At 41.1% G+C, this 12859-nt stretch carries 13 protein-coding genes; 2 read left to right on the top strand and 11 right to left on the bottom strand.

The window, feature by feature from the left end; genetic code table 11:
- Positions 1-71 precede the first annotated feature (71 nt).
- From GO495_RS17340 to GO495_RS17320, 5 genes are all read right to left on the bottom strand, one after another.
- Positions 72-503, bottom strand: coding sequence for a MauE/DoxX family redox-associated membrane protein (locus tag GO495_RS17340; RefSeq protein ID WP_157300978.1), 432 nt, complete (start codon positions 501-503; stop codon positions 72-74).
- On the bottom strand, positions 500-1513 hold the full coding sequence (locus tag GO495_RS17335) for a hypothetical protein (RefSeq protein WP_157300977.1): 1014 nt from the start codon (positions 1511-1513) through the stop codon (positions 500-502). The genes GO495_RS17340 and GO495_RS17335 overlap by 4 nt, the downstream gene beginning before the upstream one ends.
- Positions 1514-1577: 64 nt before the next feature.
- Complete coding sequence (locus GO495_RS17330) at positions 1578-1742, bottom strand: hypothetical protein (protein ID WP_157300976.1); 165 nt, start codon at positions 1740-1742, stop codon at positions 1578-1580.
- Between the two features lie 184 nt (positions 1743-1926).
- Positions 1927-3216, bottom strand: coding sequence for an amidohydrolase (locus GO495_RS17325; RefSeq protein WP_157300975.1), 1290 nt, complete (start codon positions 3214-3216; stop codon positions 1927-1929).
- A 63-nt stretch (positions 3217-3279) separates the two neighbouring features.
- Complete coding sequence (locus GO495_RS17320; RefSeq protein WP_157300974.1) at positions 3280-4200, bottom strand: DUF6929 family protein; 921 nt, start codon at positions 4198-4200, stop codon at positions 3280-3282.
- Positions 4201-4321: 121 nt separating this feature from the next.
- On the opposite strand from GO495_RS17320, the gene GO495_RS17315 reads away from it, so the two are divergent.
- Complete coding sequence (locus tag GO495_RS17315; protein ID WP_157300973.1) at positions 4322-5248, top strand: helix-turn-helix transcriptional regulator; 927 nt, start codon at positions 4322-4324, stop codon at positions 5246-5248.
- Here the strand turns inward: GO495_RS17315 and GO495_RS17310 are convergent.
- The 6 genes from GO495_RS17310 to GO495_RS17285 all read right to left on the bottom strand — a co-directional run bounded on the left by GO495_RS17310 (position 5245) and on the right by GO495_RS17285 (position 10511).
- Positions 5245-6078, bottom strand: coding sequence for an oxidoreductase (locus GO495_RS17310; RefSeq protein WP_157300972.1), 834 nt, complete (start codon positions 6076-6078; stop codon positions 5245-5247). The genes GO495_RS17315 and GO495_RS17310 overlap by 4 nt on opposite strands.
- A 232-nt stretch (positions 6079-6310) precedes the next feature.
- Positions 6311-7411 (bottom strand): hypothetical protein, encoded by a 1101-nt coding sequence (locus GO495_RS17305; RefSeq protein WP_157300971.1) that lies wholly within the window; start codon positions 7409-7411, stop codon positions 6311-6313.
- Complete coding sequence (locus GO495_RS17300) at positions 7408-8034, bottom strand: ABC transporter ATP-binding protein (RefSeq protein WP_157300970.1); 627 nt, start codon at positions 8032-8034, stop codon at positions 7408-7410. Before GO495_RS17300 ends, GO495_RS17305 begins: the two co-directional genes overlap by 4 nt.
- Positions 8035-8303: 269 nt before the next feature.
- Positions 8304-8783: a cupin domain-containing protein gene (locus tag GO495_RS17295; RefSeq protein ID WP_157300969.1), complete on the bottom strand. Its 480-nt coding sequence runs from the start codon at positions 8781-8783 to the stop codon at positions 8304-8306.
- 8 nt (positions 8784-8791) lie between these two features.
- Positions 8792-9721 carry an alpha/beta fold hydrolase gene (locus GO495_RS17290; protein WP_157300968.1) on the bottom strand — a complete coding sequence of 310 codons (930 nt, stop codon included), beginning with the start codon at positions 9719-9721 and terminating at the stop codon, positions 8792-8794.
- 10 nt (positions 9722-9731) lie between these two features.
- Positions 9732-10511 (bottom strand): alpha/beta hydrolase, encoded by a 780-nt coding sequence (locus GO495_RS17285; RefSeq protein ID WP_157300967.1) that lies wholly within the window; start codon positions 10509-10511, stop codon positions 9732-9734.
- A 138-nt stretch (positions 10512-10649) separates the two neighbouring features.
- Between GO495_RS17285 and GO495_RS17280 the strand changes: the two genes are divergently transcribed.
- Positions 10650-12857: a tetratricopeptide repeat-containing sensor histidine kinase gene (locus tag GO495_RS17280; RefSeq protein ID WP_157300966.1), complete on the top strand. Its 2208-nt coding sequence runs from the start codon at positions 10650-10652 to the stop codon at positions 12855-12857.
- The last annotated feature ends 2 nt before the right edge of the window (positions 12858-12859 follow it).

The following is a 12859-nucleotide window of genomic DNA, read 5'->3' as shown; positions in this document are numbered from 1 at the left end:
TTTTACGCAATCGTTCCCGGTATTTTTGCCGGGCTGCTGCATTTTTTAAATCATCGGATTTCTATCTCAGACTAGTGAATGACACGGGGAGCATATTCAGGTTTACGGGTGAGTAATACGCCAGTTGCGGATAATAAGGTGAAGCAAATATTAAATACAATGTGTACGGGGTAAGGCATTTTCCCGAGGATGCCCCCACAGGAACAGGGGATGTTGGTGAAGAAGAAAAAAAGTGTAGATAGATAAAGGCTGAAGATAGCCATTATAAAAAAAGATAGAAAGAATCCCGTTTTACGGGTGGCTGGAAAATTCAATAATAGTACGATCAGGAATTCTGTGCCTAATACCACGGGGGCCAGCAGGTTCTTGTCGTATTTTACAAGCAGCGGTGATTTACTCATATCTGAGAGGAACAACTGGTAATCCATGGCTTTAAAGATGGCAGCGTAGGTGAATAACATGGAGATGAGGATCACGATTGCAGTGAGGATATGTTTTTTCATTTGCCTGTGAGCTTAAAAAGAAGAATGTTGTTTTCATAAGCAGCGATCAGTGTATCTGCACATTTGGCCAATTGTAAAACAGGTTTATTCTGGTAACCAGGGAATCTGAAACTACCTTCATACTGACCGTCTTGAATATTGTACACATCTACTGCCGGTCCTCTGTAATTACTGGCTACAGCATCTTCAGATAATACATAAGAAAGTATATAGAGGTACTGATCGTCGGCAGTGGCGGTGGAATTGACTATAATAGATTTACTGGACCTGGTGTATATGTTACCGCTTGGTACTGCGATATTAGAGGGTGGTGTATTATCAATGGTATGCATCAGTCTGATGTCGTTGTGTATTTTATCATACCTGATTATTCCTCCATTATAGAATGGAATATAAAATTGATTACCGGTATTCTTCGTGTAAAAACCATCTGCAGAAAGTCCTCCATCTTCAAAACGGGGGAACTCAAATAAGGTAGTATCCTGTGCAGGAGCGTTGAAGTTTCTTAGTTTTAGTTGTGCTACTTTTTTACTGGTATCGAAGTTTGTGATCATATAGGTGGTGCGGGAAATATCCTTATATGTGTGTGCTGTATCAGCATACATAATGCTATCCGGTTTACCGCTGCCGGCCTGATAAGTAACGATCTTTTTGCCAGTATCGCCGAAGATGTAAAAGGTGTGTGTACCGGTATCTACTTCCAGTCTGGTCACTATTTCCATCGGTAATATACGGTTTGTGAAGAAAGAATCTATCTGGTGCAGATTTGTATTGTATCTGAAAATGGTTTTCTTACTATATACATATCCATAGATATTGCCTTGTGCGGCTTTCATTATACTTACCCTGCCTGGGAATAAAACGGTATCGACAGACTGTAGTGTGAATCTGTCGTAATTCCTTTTATGGCTTGTAAATATTCTATCGGGGTCGGCTCCTTTAGCGAGGATATACGTAGTGATCAATGCACAGCATAGCAGCGCAAATAGTATCAGCAAATCTCTTTTCATAAAGATAAGGCTGCAAGGGCAGCCTTTAACCTTTTAAATTTAATGGAATAAGTAATTCAATTTCTCAAGGGCAGATCTGTGTTTTGATACCCCATGCACCAGTGGAATTACATGTAAGATCTGGCTCGCAATGACAATAAGCGATTCTTTTAGATTGATTTGCCTTAACGGCAACGGCTACAGTTGTGCCAACAGCCAGCACAAAAAGCAGAAAAGCTAACTTTTTCATGTTTTCTTTTTGGGTTTTAAAAAATGATCAATATGTACAAGTGAATACGACAGGGTTATGGGTTAAGATTCAGATTTTGTCGAGTGAAACTAAGAAATACTTTTGAACTTTGCAATATCCCTAATAGGGTATTTTTTTTTACTTTTCAGATTGACTGTCGTTACGATGGCATTGAAAATCGCTATTAAAGCGATTTTCCTGCCATATAATCTAATGTTAAATTACACAATGTTTTTACTCCTAAAGTGAAACCACTTTCATCGATAAAGAAATCAGGGGTATGATGAGAGGGTGCTTTAAGCGGATCCTCTCCTTTAGGCATTCCTCCTAAGAAGAAGAATAGTCCGGGTACTTTTTCCTGGTAGAAACTGAAGTCTTCCGCACCCGTTACAGGAGGACGCAATAATACATTTTCTGTGCCGGCAGTTTTTTGTAAAGTTGGCAGCATTTTTTGGGTAAGTTCCGGGTTATTAAAAGTTACCGGATAATGAGAGCTGTAAGGTATTTTAACTTCGGCAGTAGCGCCCAGTGCTTCAGCAGTATTGGTAGCAATTTGTGTTACCCGGTAGACCAGTTGTTTTTCATCGGCAGGCGTAAGGGAACGCAAGGTACCTAACATCTCCACTTTTTCAGGGATGATGTTTGAGCGGTTCCCGCCGCTGATAGCTCCGATAGTTACTACGGCAGGGTTTTCGGTGATGTTGATATTACGGCTTACTATTGTCTGCAGGCTGTTTATGATCTCTGCAGAGACGACGATAGGGTCTACGCTGGACCAGGGGTAAGCACCATGAGCAGACCTTCCTTTCACGACAATCTGCATGTCGTCAACGCCTGCCATTGTACCACCCGGGCGATAGCCTATTTTACCGACTTCTGTCTGTGAATTAATGTGTAAGCCAAATATAACATCTACTTTAGGGTTTTCAAGCACCCCTTGCTTTACCATCTCTTCTGCCCCACCCTTCTGACCGGGTTCTACACCTTCTTCAGCCGGCTGAAAAATGAATTTAACGGTACCATGCAATTCGCTTTTCATAGATGACAGCACCTGGGCTACACCCATTAAAATAGCCATATGTGAATCGTGTCCGCAAGCGTGCATGGCACCCACTTCCTGTCCGTTATAGGTGGTTTTTACTTTTGATGCGAATGGCACAGGAGTACGTTCTGTTACCGGTAACCCATCCATGTCGGCGCGTAAAGCAACTACGGGGCCAGGTTTGCCTCCTTTTAAAATACCTACGACTCCGGTTGTAGCGATGCCTGTTTGTACTTCGATACCCAGTGATTGCAGATGTTTCGCGATGATGGCTGATGTGCGTACTTCATGGTTACCGAGTTCGGGATGTTCATGAAAATCGCGGCGCCAGGTAATGACCTGATCTTTTAATGCATCTGCTTTCTTACTAACTTCAGTATTCTGTGCAAATGCCGGTACTGATACTAGTAATAGAATGGTTGATATTTTCATAGGGTACTTTTTAGAATAGTTAATATAAGAAAAATCCGATTAATCTTCTGCTGCGGGTATCCTTTACTTCGGAGAAGGTGAATATCCTTCTGCATCCATCTCCAATCTGACATTAAATAGCCTGCTTTCGCCCTGATCATTATCAGCAATTAAATGAAGTATCAATTCATTGCCGCTGGCAGACTCCACGCAAACGCCTTCTATTTTTTCACCTTTAAAGTCTGTATTCACCTCGGAGAGGTTAATCAATCCGTCCAGCCTGATAGCAGGTCCTGCTAATTTTCGACTAATACCATTTACCCATCCTATGTAACTATCACCAATAACGCCATCATCATAAGCGTTATCAGTGGCCTCACTGGACATTGTAAATAACAGGATGTCCTTTGATGCTACATAGCACAGCTCTGAGATTCCGGGAAATTCTTTGGTACTGAAAGGGATTATAACGGGTAATATAGAAAATGTTACTTCATTTTGCCGGGTCCAGAAGTTCTTTTCTGTTATAATAAGATGGTTCTCCCGATTAGCGTTATTCCCACGATTACTTAGAATAAGGTGATCTCCAATGCAGGTGGCTCCTTCGACATTCATTTCCGTGATCCCTTTCATCTTTACTCTCTTTATAAACACCGTATTGGAAAATGTTTGTGGTTCCGGAAGAATATCATCAGCTAACGGAATCAGCATTCCCTTTTCTCTTTCTTTACCTGATGCCGAGCCCAAGATGAGTAAGTGGGTCTTGTCATTTATATTGATTAATACAGCGGTTTCAAAGTCGGCCTTTTCAGCTTTGGGGATTCTTTTTTCTGAATAATCAAAAAGTTTTATTGAGTCAATTTCCTGGTAATCCGTATTAAGTACCAGTAAATTATTAGCATCATCTCCTATTAAATACAATTTCCCGTTATGATAATTAATAGCAGATCCCGAGGGAAACTTATTCAGTAGTAAAGACTTCAGTAATACAATTTTTGTTATCAATGTTGGTTATTAATTGTAAAAAGTGAAACAGGAGTACCAATTTAGCAAATTTCAACGATACCGACCAGCATTAGTCCAATCGCACTTTCTTTTCAGACATATAATTATGTAACTTTAGTGCATGAATTCTTCTTCTATTCCGTTGCTGGACCTTAATGATTTTACGCCATTCTTTTTTGAAGGTAGCGCTATACCTTTAGTGCAACAGGATTTCCTGGAAAGATCTTTTCACATTTATAACAGGAAAGAAAATCCCCCTATTGATTACATGTCTCCCAACAGAAGAAAATTTTATAAAATACTGCATAGTACCAAAGGAGAAGCCGTGCTTACAATTGGCTTGAATGAATATGTTATAAATAAGCCCGTACTTGCGTTTATACATCCTGATAATATCATCTCCTGGAAGAATAAATCAAGTGATCATGAAGGATATTTTTGTTTGTTTCATCTGGATTACCTGAATAACTTTTCTTATTTGCAGTATGCTTTCATAAATTATCCATTTTTTAAAGCGGATAAATCTGTGATAGCATTAAACATGGAGGAGTCTGCAAAAATAGAAGATTGTTTCAGAGAAATAAATAATGAGTACAACTCGGATCATGAGGATAAAAAGGAAGCTATCGGATTACAATTACAACGGATTTTATTTGAAGGGAAAAGAGCGGGGAATCACCTTGTCTATCAACCAGTGAGTGATGTCTACCGGCACCTGCATGATTTTATCAATCTGCTGGAGACTATTTTTGTAATTAACAGTCCTGCAGATAAAATCAGATTAAAAACAGCTGCTGAATTTGCACAGGAGTTGTATCTCCATCCTAATTACCTTAATGCATTGATAAAACAACATACAGGTAAAACCCTGAAAACACATATCCAGGATCGTCTGCTGTATGAAGCGCAGGCTTTATTAAGATATACCAGCTGGAATATCCAGGAAATCAGCAACTGTTTAGGGTTTACAGAACAAGCGAACTTTGCGTTGTTCTTTAACAGAAAAACAGGTGTTTCTCCATCGAAATACAGGGAGCAGAGTCATTAGTAGTCTGTTGACAGTGTGATATCTTTGTTAGCTTCAAAGTCGGCCTTTAATAAGTCTAATTTATAGTTAGCATATTGCAGCGCATCTGAGCCTAATAAAAGGCGAAGAGGTGCCTCTGCACTTTCTCCTGTGCTGATAATCACTGCAGCACCTTTTACAGGGTCTCCCAGTTGTGTCCCTGAGATATCTTCCGCATGTTTACGTTTTGTTTCTGTTACTTCAGGATAAAAATTGTTCGGCTGTTTTGGCAAGGCGAAAGAACTGCCTTTCAGGAAATTGGTTCTGAAATAACCTGGTTCGATGATAGTTACTTTAATACCAAAGGGTTTTACTTCCTGGGCTAATGCTTCAGAGAGACCTTCAACAGCAAACTTGGAGGCACAATAGATACCCCAACCGGCGCCGGCGATTAATCCGAATACAGAAGAGATGTTAAATATATGTCCTGATTGGGTAGTACGCATATGTGGTAACACCGCCCTTGTAACATCTAATAAGCCAAATACGTTTACATCAAAGCTCGCCTGTACTTCTTCCCTGGAACATTCTTCTATACCACCGATGAGGCCATATCCTGCGTTATTGACCAGGTAGTCGATATTTCCAAATTGCCGGATGGTTTTATTAACGGCAATATTGATAGAATTATCATCCAGCAGGTTCATTTCTAAAGGAAGAAACTGGGGGGAAGATGTATTTACTGCTTTCTTAAGGGTGTCGATATTTCGGGCAGTAGCTGCTACATTGTACCCTTTTGCTAATAGTTGTTGCACTAATTCAAGACCCAACCCTTGTGATGTACCGGTGACAAACCATGTTTTCTGCTTCATGTTATTTTTTTCACAAAGTAACTATGAAGTAAGGGGCCGGGGTTTATCTCAATCACAGATATTGTTATCTATTTCAAAGATAAGCAGGGGGCTTTGATTTTACATTTCTCCTGTATTATTGTTTGCGAATATGCTCCTTCTGCCAATGTATATGTAAAGCCAGGATGGATATAAAGAAGGCCGTAAAGAGATGTATTGTTCCTGATGACGGCGCGTTTTTCATCTGATATATCTAATCCTGCCGGAAATACCCCCGGTAAAAAAGGAAGAATGAGAGAATGAAGTTTATCGGTATCAGCCATAATGTATAACCGTACATGATACCCCAGAACAATAGCAGAAACAAAACAAATAAAGCGGGCAGGTACGCCTGCATACTACTGCCGTTCCGGTAGCAGATACTACGTAGTAGTTGTGCAATGCTGATGCCCAGTAAAAGTAAACTGATACCTGCCAGGGGCTTGAATGCCATTAATAACCAGGTGAATTCAGGTAATAACAGGATGATATGGGTAAGAATGGAGTAAAAGTAGATACGTGTTATGCCGTAGGGGAAGTTACGCATAAAGCTCAGGTAGTCTTTCTCGAAATGATGTTCCTGGTAAATGAGCAGGGCATGTACCATGATAATCAGTAATACGGCAATAGCAGAAGTGCGAAGGTCATTCGGCATCCTTACAAATCCGATACTGATGATCATTATAATGAATGCTTTGGAAATCAGGTAGGTGAGCTTGCGTTTATCGAATACATGATAAATAAAAAGGCTGAAGAGTGGTTTCTTCCAGCGGCCCGGAATGACTGTTGCATGCGGCGTGTCTGCAAAACGGTTTGCCAGCCGTACGTAAATCAGGGCGCTTATAGTGGTAAGTAACAGCAGGTAACTGAATATCACCAACGGCAGTACGTAATGATGCCACATCAGGCCAATAAAAAGCGCAAATACTGCGTATATAAAAGCAGGCATGTTGATGAGCAATTGCATATAAAACCAGCTCCAAAACTGTTTACGGCGGCTCATAGCAGTACTGCTATAGTAAATGAACTGTTGTTCTGTACCGGATAATTGCAGGGAGACGTATTGCCAGCTCTTTATATTATAAATCAGGCACACTATAAAGAAAAGACACATGATCAGCGGATTGCTGACCAGTGTAATCGTGATCAGTTGCTGAAAATATGCCATCCAGTCCTGCGGTATTGCTCCTAATGTATTGATGAAAAAGCAGTAACTGATGAAGGTGACGAACATGAATAACAACATCCCTGCATGCATCCTGAAGAAGCCGTAGGTAAAGATCCTGGTTAGTACGACCGTCAATGGCTGTTTCATGGTTCAACCAGTTTAAGGGTTTGTTCTGCAACCAGCAATGTACCGGTGGTTTTTAAGCTGCCGGCTTCCGGTTCCTGGTGAGAGGATAATAAGAAGCTGGCGTTACTCTCCCGTATCCATTTATATAATACCAGCAGAGAAGCGCTGTCCATTGTTATCAACGGCTCATCCAGCAGGATGAGAGATGGGTTTCCTATGAAGGCCAGCACCAGGGACAGCTTTTTCAGCATGCCACTGGAATAGGTGCTTACAGGATCGTTTATATAGTCCTGCATCCGCATACTGCTGATGTAAGCTTCTGCCTGGGCCTGTGTACCGTTTTTTGCGCTGATGAACAGCTCCGTCATTTCCCGGCCGCTGAGGTAAGGCGGAAAGACAGGTTCTGCTTCAGCAAAATTAACAAGGCTGCGATAGGCCCTTGTTTGTCTTTTTACGTTCAGGCTGTTGTTTAATATTATATCTCCCTCAAAATCTAAAATCCCTGCCAGTGCCTTTAACAGCGTGCTTTTCCCGGAGCCGTTTACCCCTTTGACCCAATAGATACCGGGGGAAAGACGAAGGTCATCAATAGCGAGTACCAGGCGATGGTGGTAGTATTTCTTGAATTGTTGCAGATGTAGCATACAGGGCAGTAAACTTGTAGATGCAATTTACTCTTCCAATATTATAAATTTTGTTAAAGTTCATTTAAAAGAAATGTCGCTGATAACTGGTATAGGAGACAAGCATCTGTTAATCGTGCGGGAATAAGTTTGCTTATAGCCTGCGATTTAACTGCAAGGGATTGGATGAAGCAAAGATCACTAAATTTAAAACGATATTTCCCAAAAAACACAAAACCCGCTCTTGCAGCGGGTCCTGTATTTACTATCTACCTGTGTGAGAAAAAAATTTAGTGCTTCATATTCTTAGGATCACCTGCGGCATTGACGTAAGTGACTCCTGAAGGGCCGTAACCAGTGATTTCAACGATGACCGGTTCTTTAGTCATAGCGAAGTGATTCTGATTGGCAACTTCTGAATAAACACTGCCGGTGGGAAGTGTTTTCAGCTTGCTTTTATCGAATTTGTCGCCATAACCGAAATACCAGGTACCTGAAACTACTGTACCTACACGGGCATCCGGGTGTAGATGAGCGGGAATCTGTGTATTGGCGGCTACTTTCAACAAAATTGTATAAAGACCAGATTTAGAAGGATCTCCAAAAATAACGATCACCTGTACTGCTGATAAATTAGAAGAACCAGGAGCAGATGGATCTGTTGCTTTTGTTGCAATGATCTCCTGCTGCGTCATGCGGAGCTGTCCCTGAGCATGTGAGGATATATTAAATGCAGATACTATGAGCAATAAAAAAAGGAATGCTTTCATTTATGTTCTTATTTATTCATGAAGAAATCCATTAATCCTTTCTGCACCTGGTCCGTAGCCTCCTGCACAATCCAGTGACCCGCTCCCATGATCTTAGTTTCTGTTACATTTACAGCCACCAGTTTCACATGGTCCGCGAGGAAAGAGGCGGACTGATACTCTGCTCCCATTGCCAGGACAGGCATCTGTAATTTATCCTTCATAAAGGCATGATTGTCCTCTGCATCCTGCGGGAACGCACCAAACCAATGGAAGCTGCCTGTAGTAGCACCTGGTGTAGAATAGGCCCTGATAAATTCATTCGTTTCTTCCTTTGTAAAGGCATTGTTGATATGCCCCACTACCGGCCAGAAATCAGTCAGGAATTCACCTGCCTGTCCTTTTACAAGATCACCGGCAATCGGGCGGGCGAAAAAGCCAAACCACCAGGCACGGGTAGAGAAATCAGACCATACAGGATCTACTCCCGGTAACAGGGCGTCCATTAATGCCAACTTTTTAACTTCAGGACCAAATTGGGCAGCGTAAGCATAAGCGACCATCAGGCCGATATCGTGCCCGGCGAGATCGATGCTGTGGTAACCGAGTTTGGAAACTAATTCGTGGATATCTGCCGCCATTGTTTTTTTATCATATCCTCCGGCAGGTTTGTCTGATTCACCAACACCGCGGAGATCAGGAGCGATAACAGTGAAATGTTTTGATAACTCGGGGAGTAAACGGTTCCACATATACCAGTTCTGACCGAATCCATGGATTAATACCAGGGGTTCGCCCTTTCCACCAATAACATAATGGATCTTTACACCGTTCACGGTGGCCGTTGCGCTTTTGAAATTAGCGGGTGGAGATGCTGGGGTAATGGCTGCTGTAGCAGTGAACGCCAGAAAAAGGGAAACTACCAACAATGTGCTGAAATGAATACTTTTAGATATCATATATTTAGTTTTAAACGATTTTAGATGTTATCCATGCCAGTATATAATCTGCATCTTCCTGCCAGGTAGGCTGTCCTAATACAAAATGATTACGTCCTTCGAATTCTTTATAATCGGTTACTGAATTGCTGTTCCTGTATTTTTTATAATTGGAATAATTGAGAGAAGCCGGTATGGAGTGATCATCACTACCGGAAGTCAGCAATAAAGGCGCATGCGGGTTCTTAAAATTCACTTTCGCCGCATTGCCGATGGTATCCCTTACAATCAGCTTTGACTCCGGTATAGCGTATTTATAATAGGATGTTGTTTGCTGATCGGTAGTCATGCCATTGGCAAAGGAGTAACTCCATTGTTTGAAAGTCATCATATATGATTTCTTCGTGGAAGTGAAGAAGCCCAAAGCCCCCCAGCCTGCTTTCAGAAAAGATAGCTTCAACGTGAATATTCCTTTCGGAGGAACAGAATGTATAGCTACTCCTGCCCGGCCCAGGCCGCGTTGTAATAAAAGCTGCACAATGAGACCACCGATAGAATGACCTATCAGTATGGGCTTTTCTGGTAGTTGCCTGACTATCTCCGCATAATAATCAGTGAGTCCCTGTAACCTGTTAGCTGCTATTGCAGCATCAGGCTGACGGTTCCTGAGCTCCTCAGCAGAAGCATTCTTATGTGGCCAGGAAGGCGCCATAGTGGTATAACCGCTGGCTTCAAAATATGTCCTCCACTCATCCCAGCAATTACTGCTCACAAAAGCACCTGTAATAAAGAGAATTTTATTGTTTTCCATTGCTTGTGATAGCCAAACGAAGGGCCAAACACTCAATTAATTAATAATCAACAAACTACAGTAAACACATTGTAATGATTACCGTTTTATTTCGCGGTTACACGATTGAAACCACGAAATAAAACGGTATATTTAGATATGAACAAATGGCAAAAGCTGTTCTTATGTACCTGCCTGATGGCAGGAATTATTATATCCGCTAAGGCGCAGCAGGATACCTCCCGGGTGAATGCATTACTGCAGCTAAGCGACCACTATTTCCTTAAAGACAACAGGAAAAAAAGTGATCTGGATAGTGCAATGCTATATGTACTGTCTGCCCTGAAACTAAGTAATACACTGCTTTATCAGAAAGGAACCGGTAACAGTTATGAACAGTTATCTAAAATTGTGCATGTAAATGGAGACAGCACCAAAGGCAGATATTTTTCCGGTAAAGCAATTGATATCTTTAAAGCAAACAACTACCTGACAGAACTGGGTGATGCCTATTTCGATCTGGCTGGGTATTATTCTTTTTCCGGGAATGGTCTGAAGGAAAGGATCCATGCAATGAAATTGTCCCTTGACGCATTTCAGAAAGCGAAGAGCCGGAAAAAAGAAGCGGATATATTTAAAGAACTGGGAGATTTATACCAGATACAGGGCGACTTTTCAAAATCCATGGAATCACTTAAGCAGTCTCTAAAAATATATCAGCAGATAGGTTACCTGGAATTGATGGGAGTATATGATTTACTGGGATTTGTATCTACCGCATCAGGGGATCAGAAAGAAGGGATCAGATACGGTCTGCTGGCGGTTCAGACAGCAGAAATGTTAGGAGATTCCAGTAAACAGGTTTGTACTATTTATAACCGTCTTGGTATTACTTATCTTAATCTGAATGAGTTGGATAAAGCCAATACCTACTTCCGGAAGGCCTTATCCGTAGCGAAGAAATATAAAGATAATAATGCCGTTCATGAGTTGGCTTTTAATATCACACATGTATTATTAAGCCAGGAGAAAAAAATGGAATCCCTTCATTTTCTCCATGAAATTGAAAAAGACTATAACCCGGAAGATGTTATCAGTAAGATAAGAATAGTTTCGGGTTTTGCAACTATCTATGCAAAGCTTAACAACTATACAGTAGCACAAAAATACTGCACACAGTTATTGAATATATCTGAGAAGTACGAATTGAACAATGAAGAAAATAGCCTTTTATATGGTGCGGTCATTCCTGTTTTGCTGACTACTCATAAATATCCCGAAACACATAAATACCTGATGGCGAACGGGCAATTGGCAGAGAAAACCGGTCTACTGATGAATTTAGCCGTTAATCATTTATGGTGGTTCAAACTGGATTCCGCTCAGGGTAATTATATCTCTGCTATCGCGCATTACCAGACATACAAAAGATTGAACGATTCCTTGTTTAATGAATCTAAGAGCAGGCAGGTAAGCCAGTTGGAAATCGTGTACAATATCGAACAGAAAGATAAGGACCTGGCCTTTAAAGAACAGAATATCCAGTTACTTACAAAGCAGGCGCAGTTGCAGTACAGCCAGTTGCAGGCAAGCAGGGTCATTAAAAACTTCACGCTGTCAGGAATTGTTTTACTGCTGATAATTATCATCCTGTTGTATAAAAATATGCAGCACCGGTCGAAGAATCATAAATTACTACAGGCACAGCAGATAGAGATACAAAAGAAAAATACTTCCCTGGAGGATCTCATTAAAGAGAAAGACTGGCTGGTGAAAGAGATTCATCACAGGGTAAAAAATAACTTCCATATGGTGATTGGTTTGCTGGGGACACAGTCGGGGTATCTGAAAACAGAAGAAGCATTGTCAGCTATCAGTGATAGTCAGCACAGGATACATGCAATGTCGCTGATACATCAGAAATTATACCAGTCGGATAATCTATCCGCTATTAATATGCCTGATTACATACACGAGCTGGTAGATTATCTCAGGGATAGTTTTAATATCCGGCAGGCTATCCGGTTTAAATTACAAATAGATCGTATTGAACTGGATTTATCACGTTGTATCCCTCTTGGACTGATATTAAATGAAGCGATTACCAATGCTATTAAATATGCCTTTCCCGATGGAAGAGACGGAATTATTATTATTTCATTATCACAGGTGCCGGAGCATAAAATATTATTGACGATAACGGATAATGGCGTAGGGCTGCCGGCAGCGTTTGACATAAATGCACAAAACTCTATGGGGATGAATCTTATGCAGGGATTAAGCGAGGATATAGATGGGGACTTTAACATTGTTAATCATGATGGAACATCTATCAGCATTGCATTTGACCTTACTTTAACAAACTAATT

Source organism: Chitinophaga oryziterrae (assembly GCF_009758125.1).
Taxonomy (GTDB): domain Bacteria; phylum Bacteroidota; class Bacteroidia; order Chitinophagales; family Chitinophagaceae; genus Chitinophaga; species Chitinophaga oryziterrae.
Note: the sequence above shows the minus strand (reverse complement) of the source record. Positions and strands in the feature narration are given on the sequence as shown.

Bases quoted from the DNA above. Each gene is read 5' to 3' on its own strand.
- GO495_RS17340 (WP_157300978.1), bottom strand. From the start codon at position 503: ATGAAAAAACATATCCTCACTGCAATCGTGATCCTCATCTCCATGTTA.
- GO495_RS17335 (WP_157300977.1), bottom strand. From the start codon at position 1,513: ATGAAAAGAGATTTGCTGATACTATTTGCGCTGCTATGCTGTGCATTG.
- GO495_RS17330 (WP_157300976.1), bottom strand. From the start codon at position 1,742: ATGAAAAAGTTAGCTTTTCTGCTTTTTGTGCTGGCTGTTGGCACAACT.
- GO495_RS17325 (WP_157300975.1), bottom strand. From the start codon at position 3,216: ATGAAAATATCAACCATTCTATTACTAGTATCAGTACCGGCATTTGCA.
- GO495_RS17315 (WP_157300973.1), top strand. From the start codon at position 4,322: ATGAATTCTTCTTCTATTCCGTTGCTGGACCTTAATGATTTTACGCCA.
- GO495_RS17310 (WP_157300972.1), bottom strand. From the start codon at position 6,078: ATGAAGCAGAAAACATGGTTTGTCACCGGTACATCACAAGGGTTGGGT.
- GO495_RS17305 (WP_157300971.1), bottom strand. From the start codon at position 7,411: ATGAAACAGCCATTGACGGTCGTACTAACCAGGATCTTTACCTACGGC.
- GO495_RS17300 (WP_157300970.1), bottom strand. From the start codon at position 8,034: ATGCTACATCTGCAACAATTCAAGAAATACTACCACCATCGCCTGGTA.
- GO495_RS17295 (WP_157300969.1), bottom strand. From the start codon at position 8,783: ATGAAAGCATTCCTTTTTTTATTGCTCATAGTATCTGCATTTAATATA.
- GO495_RS17290 (WP_157300968.1), bottom strand. From the start codon at position 9,721: ATGATATCTAAAAGTATTCATTTCAGCACATTGTTGGTAGTTTCCCTT.
- GO495_RS17285 (WP_157300967.1), bottom strand. From the start codon at position 10,511: ATGGAAAACAATAAAATTCTCTTTATTACAGGTGCTTTTGTGAGCAGT.
- GO495_RS17280 (WP_157300966.1), top strand. From the start codon at position 10,650: ATGAACAAATGGCAAAAGCTGTTCTTATGTACCTGCCTGATGGCAGGA.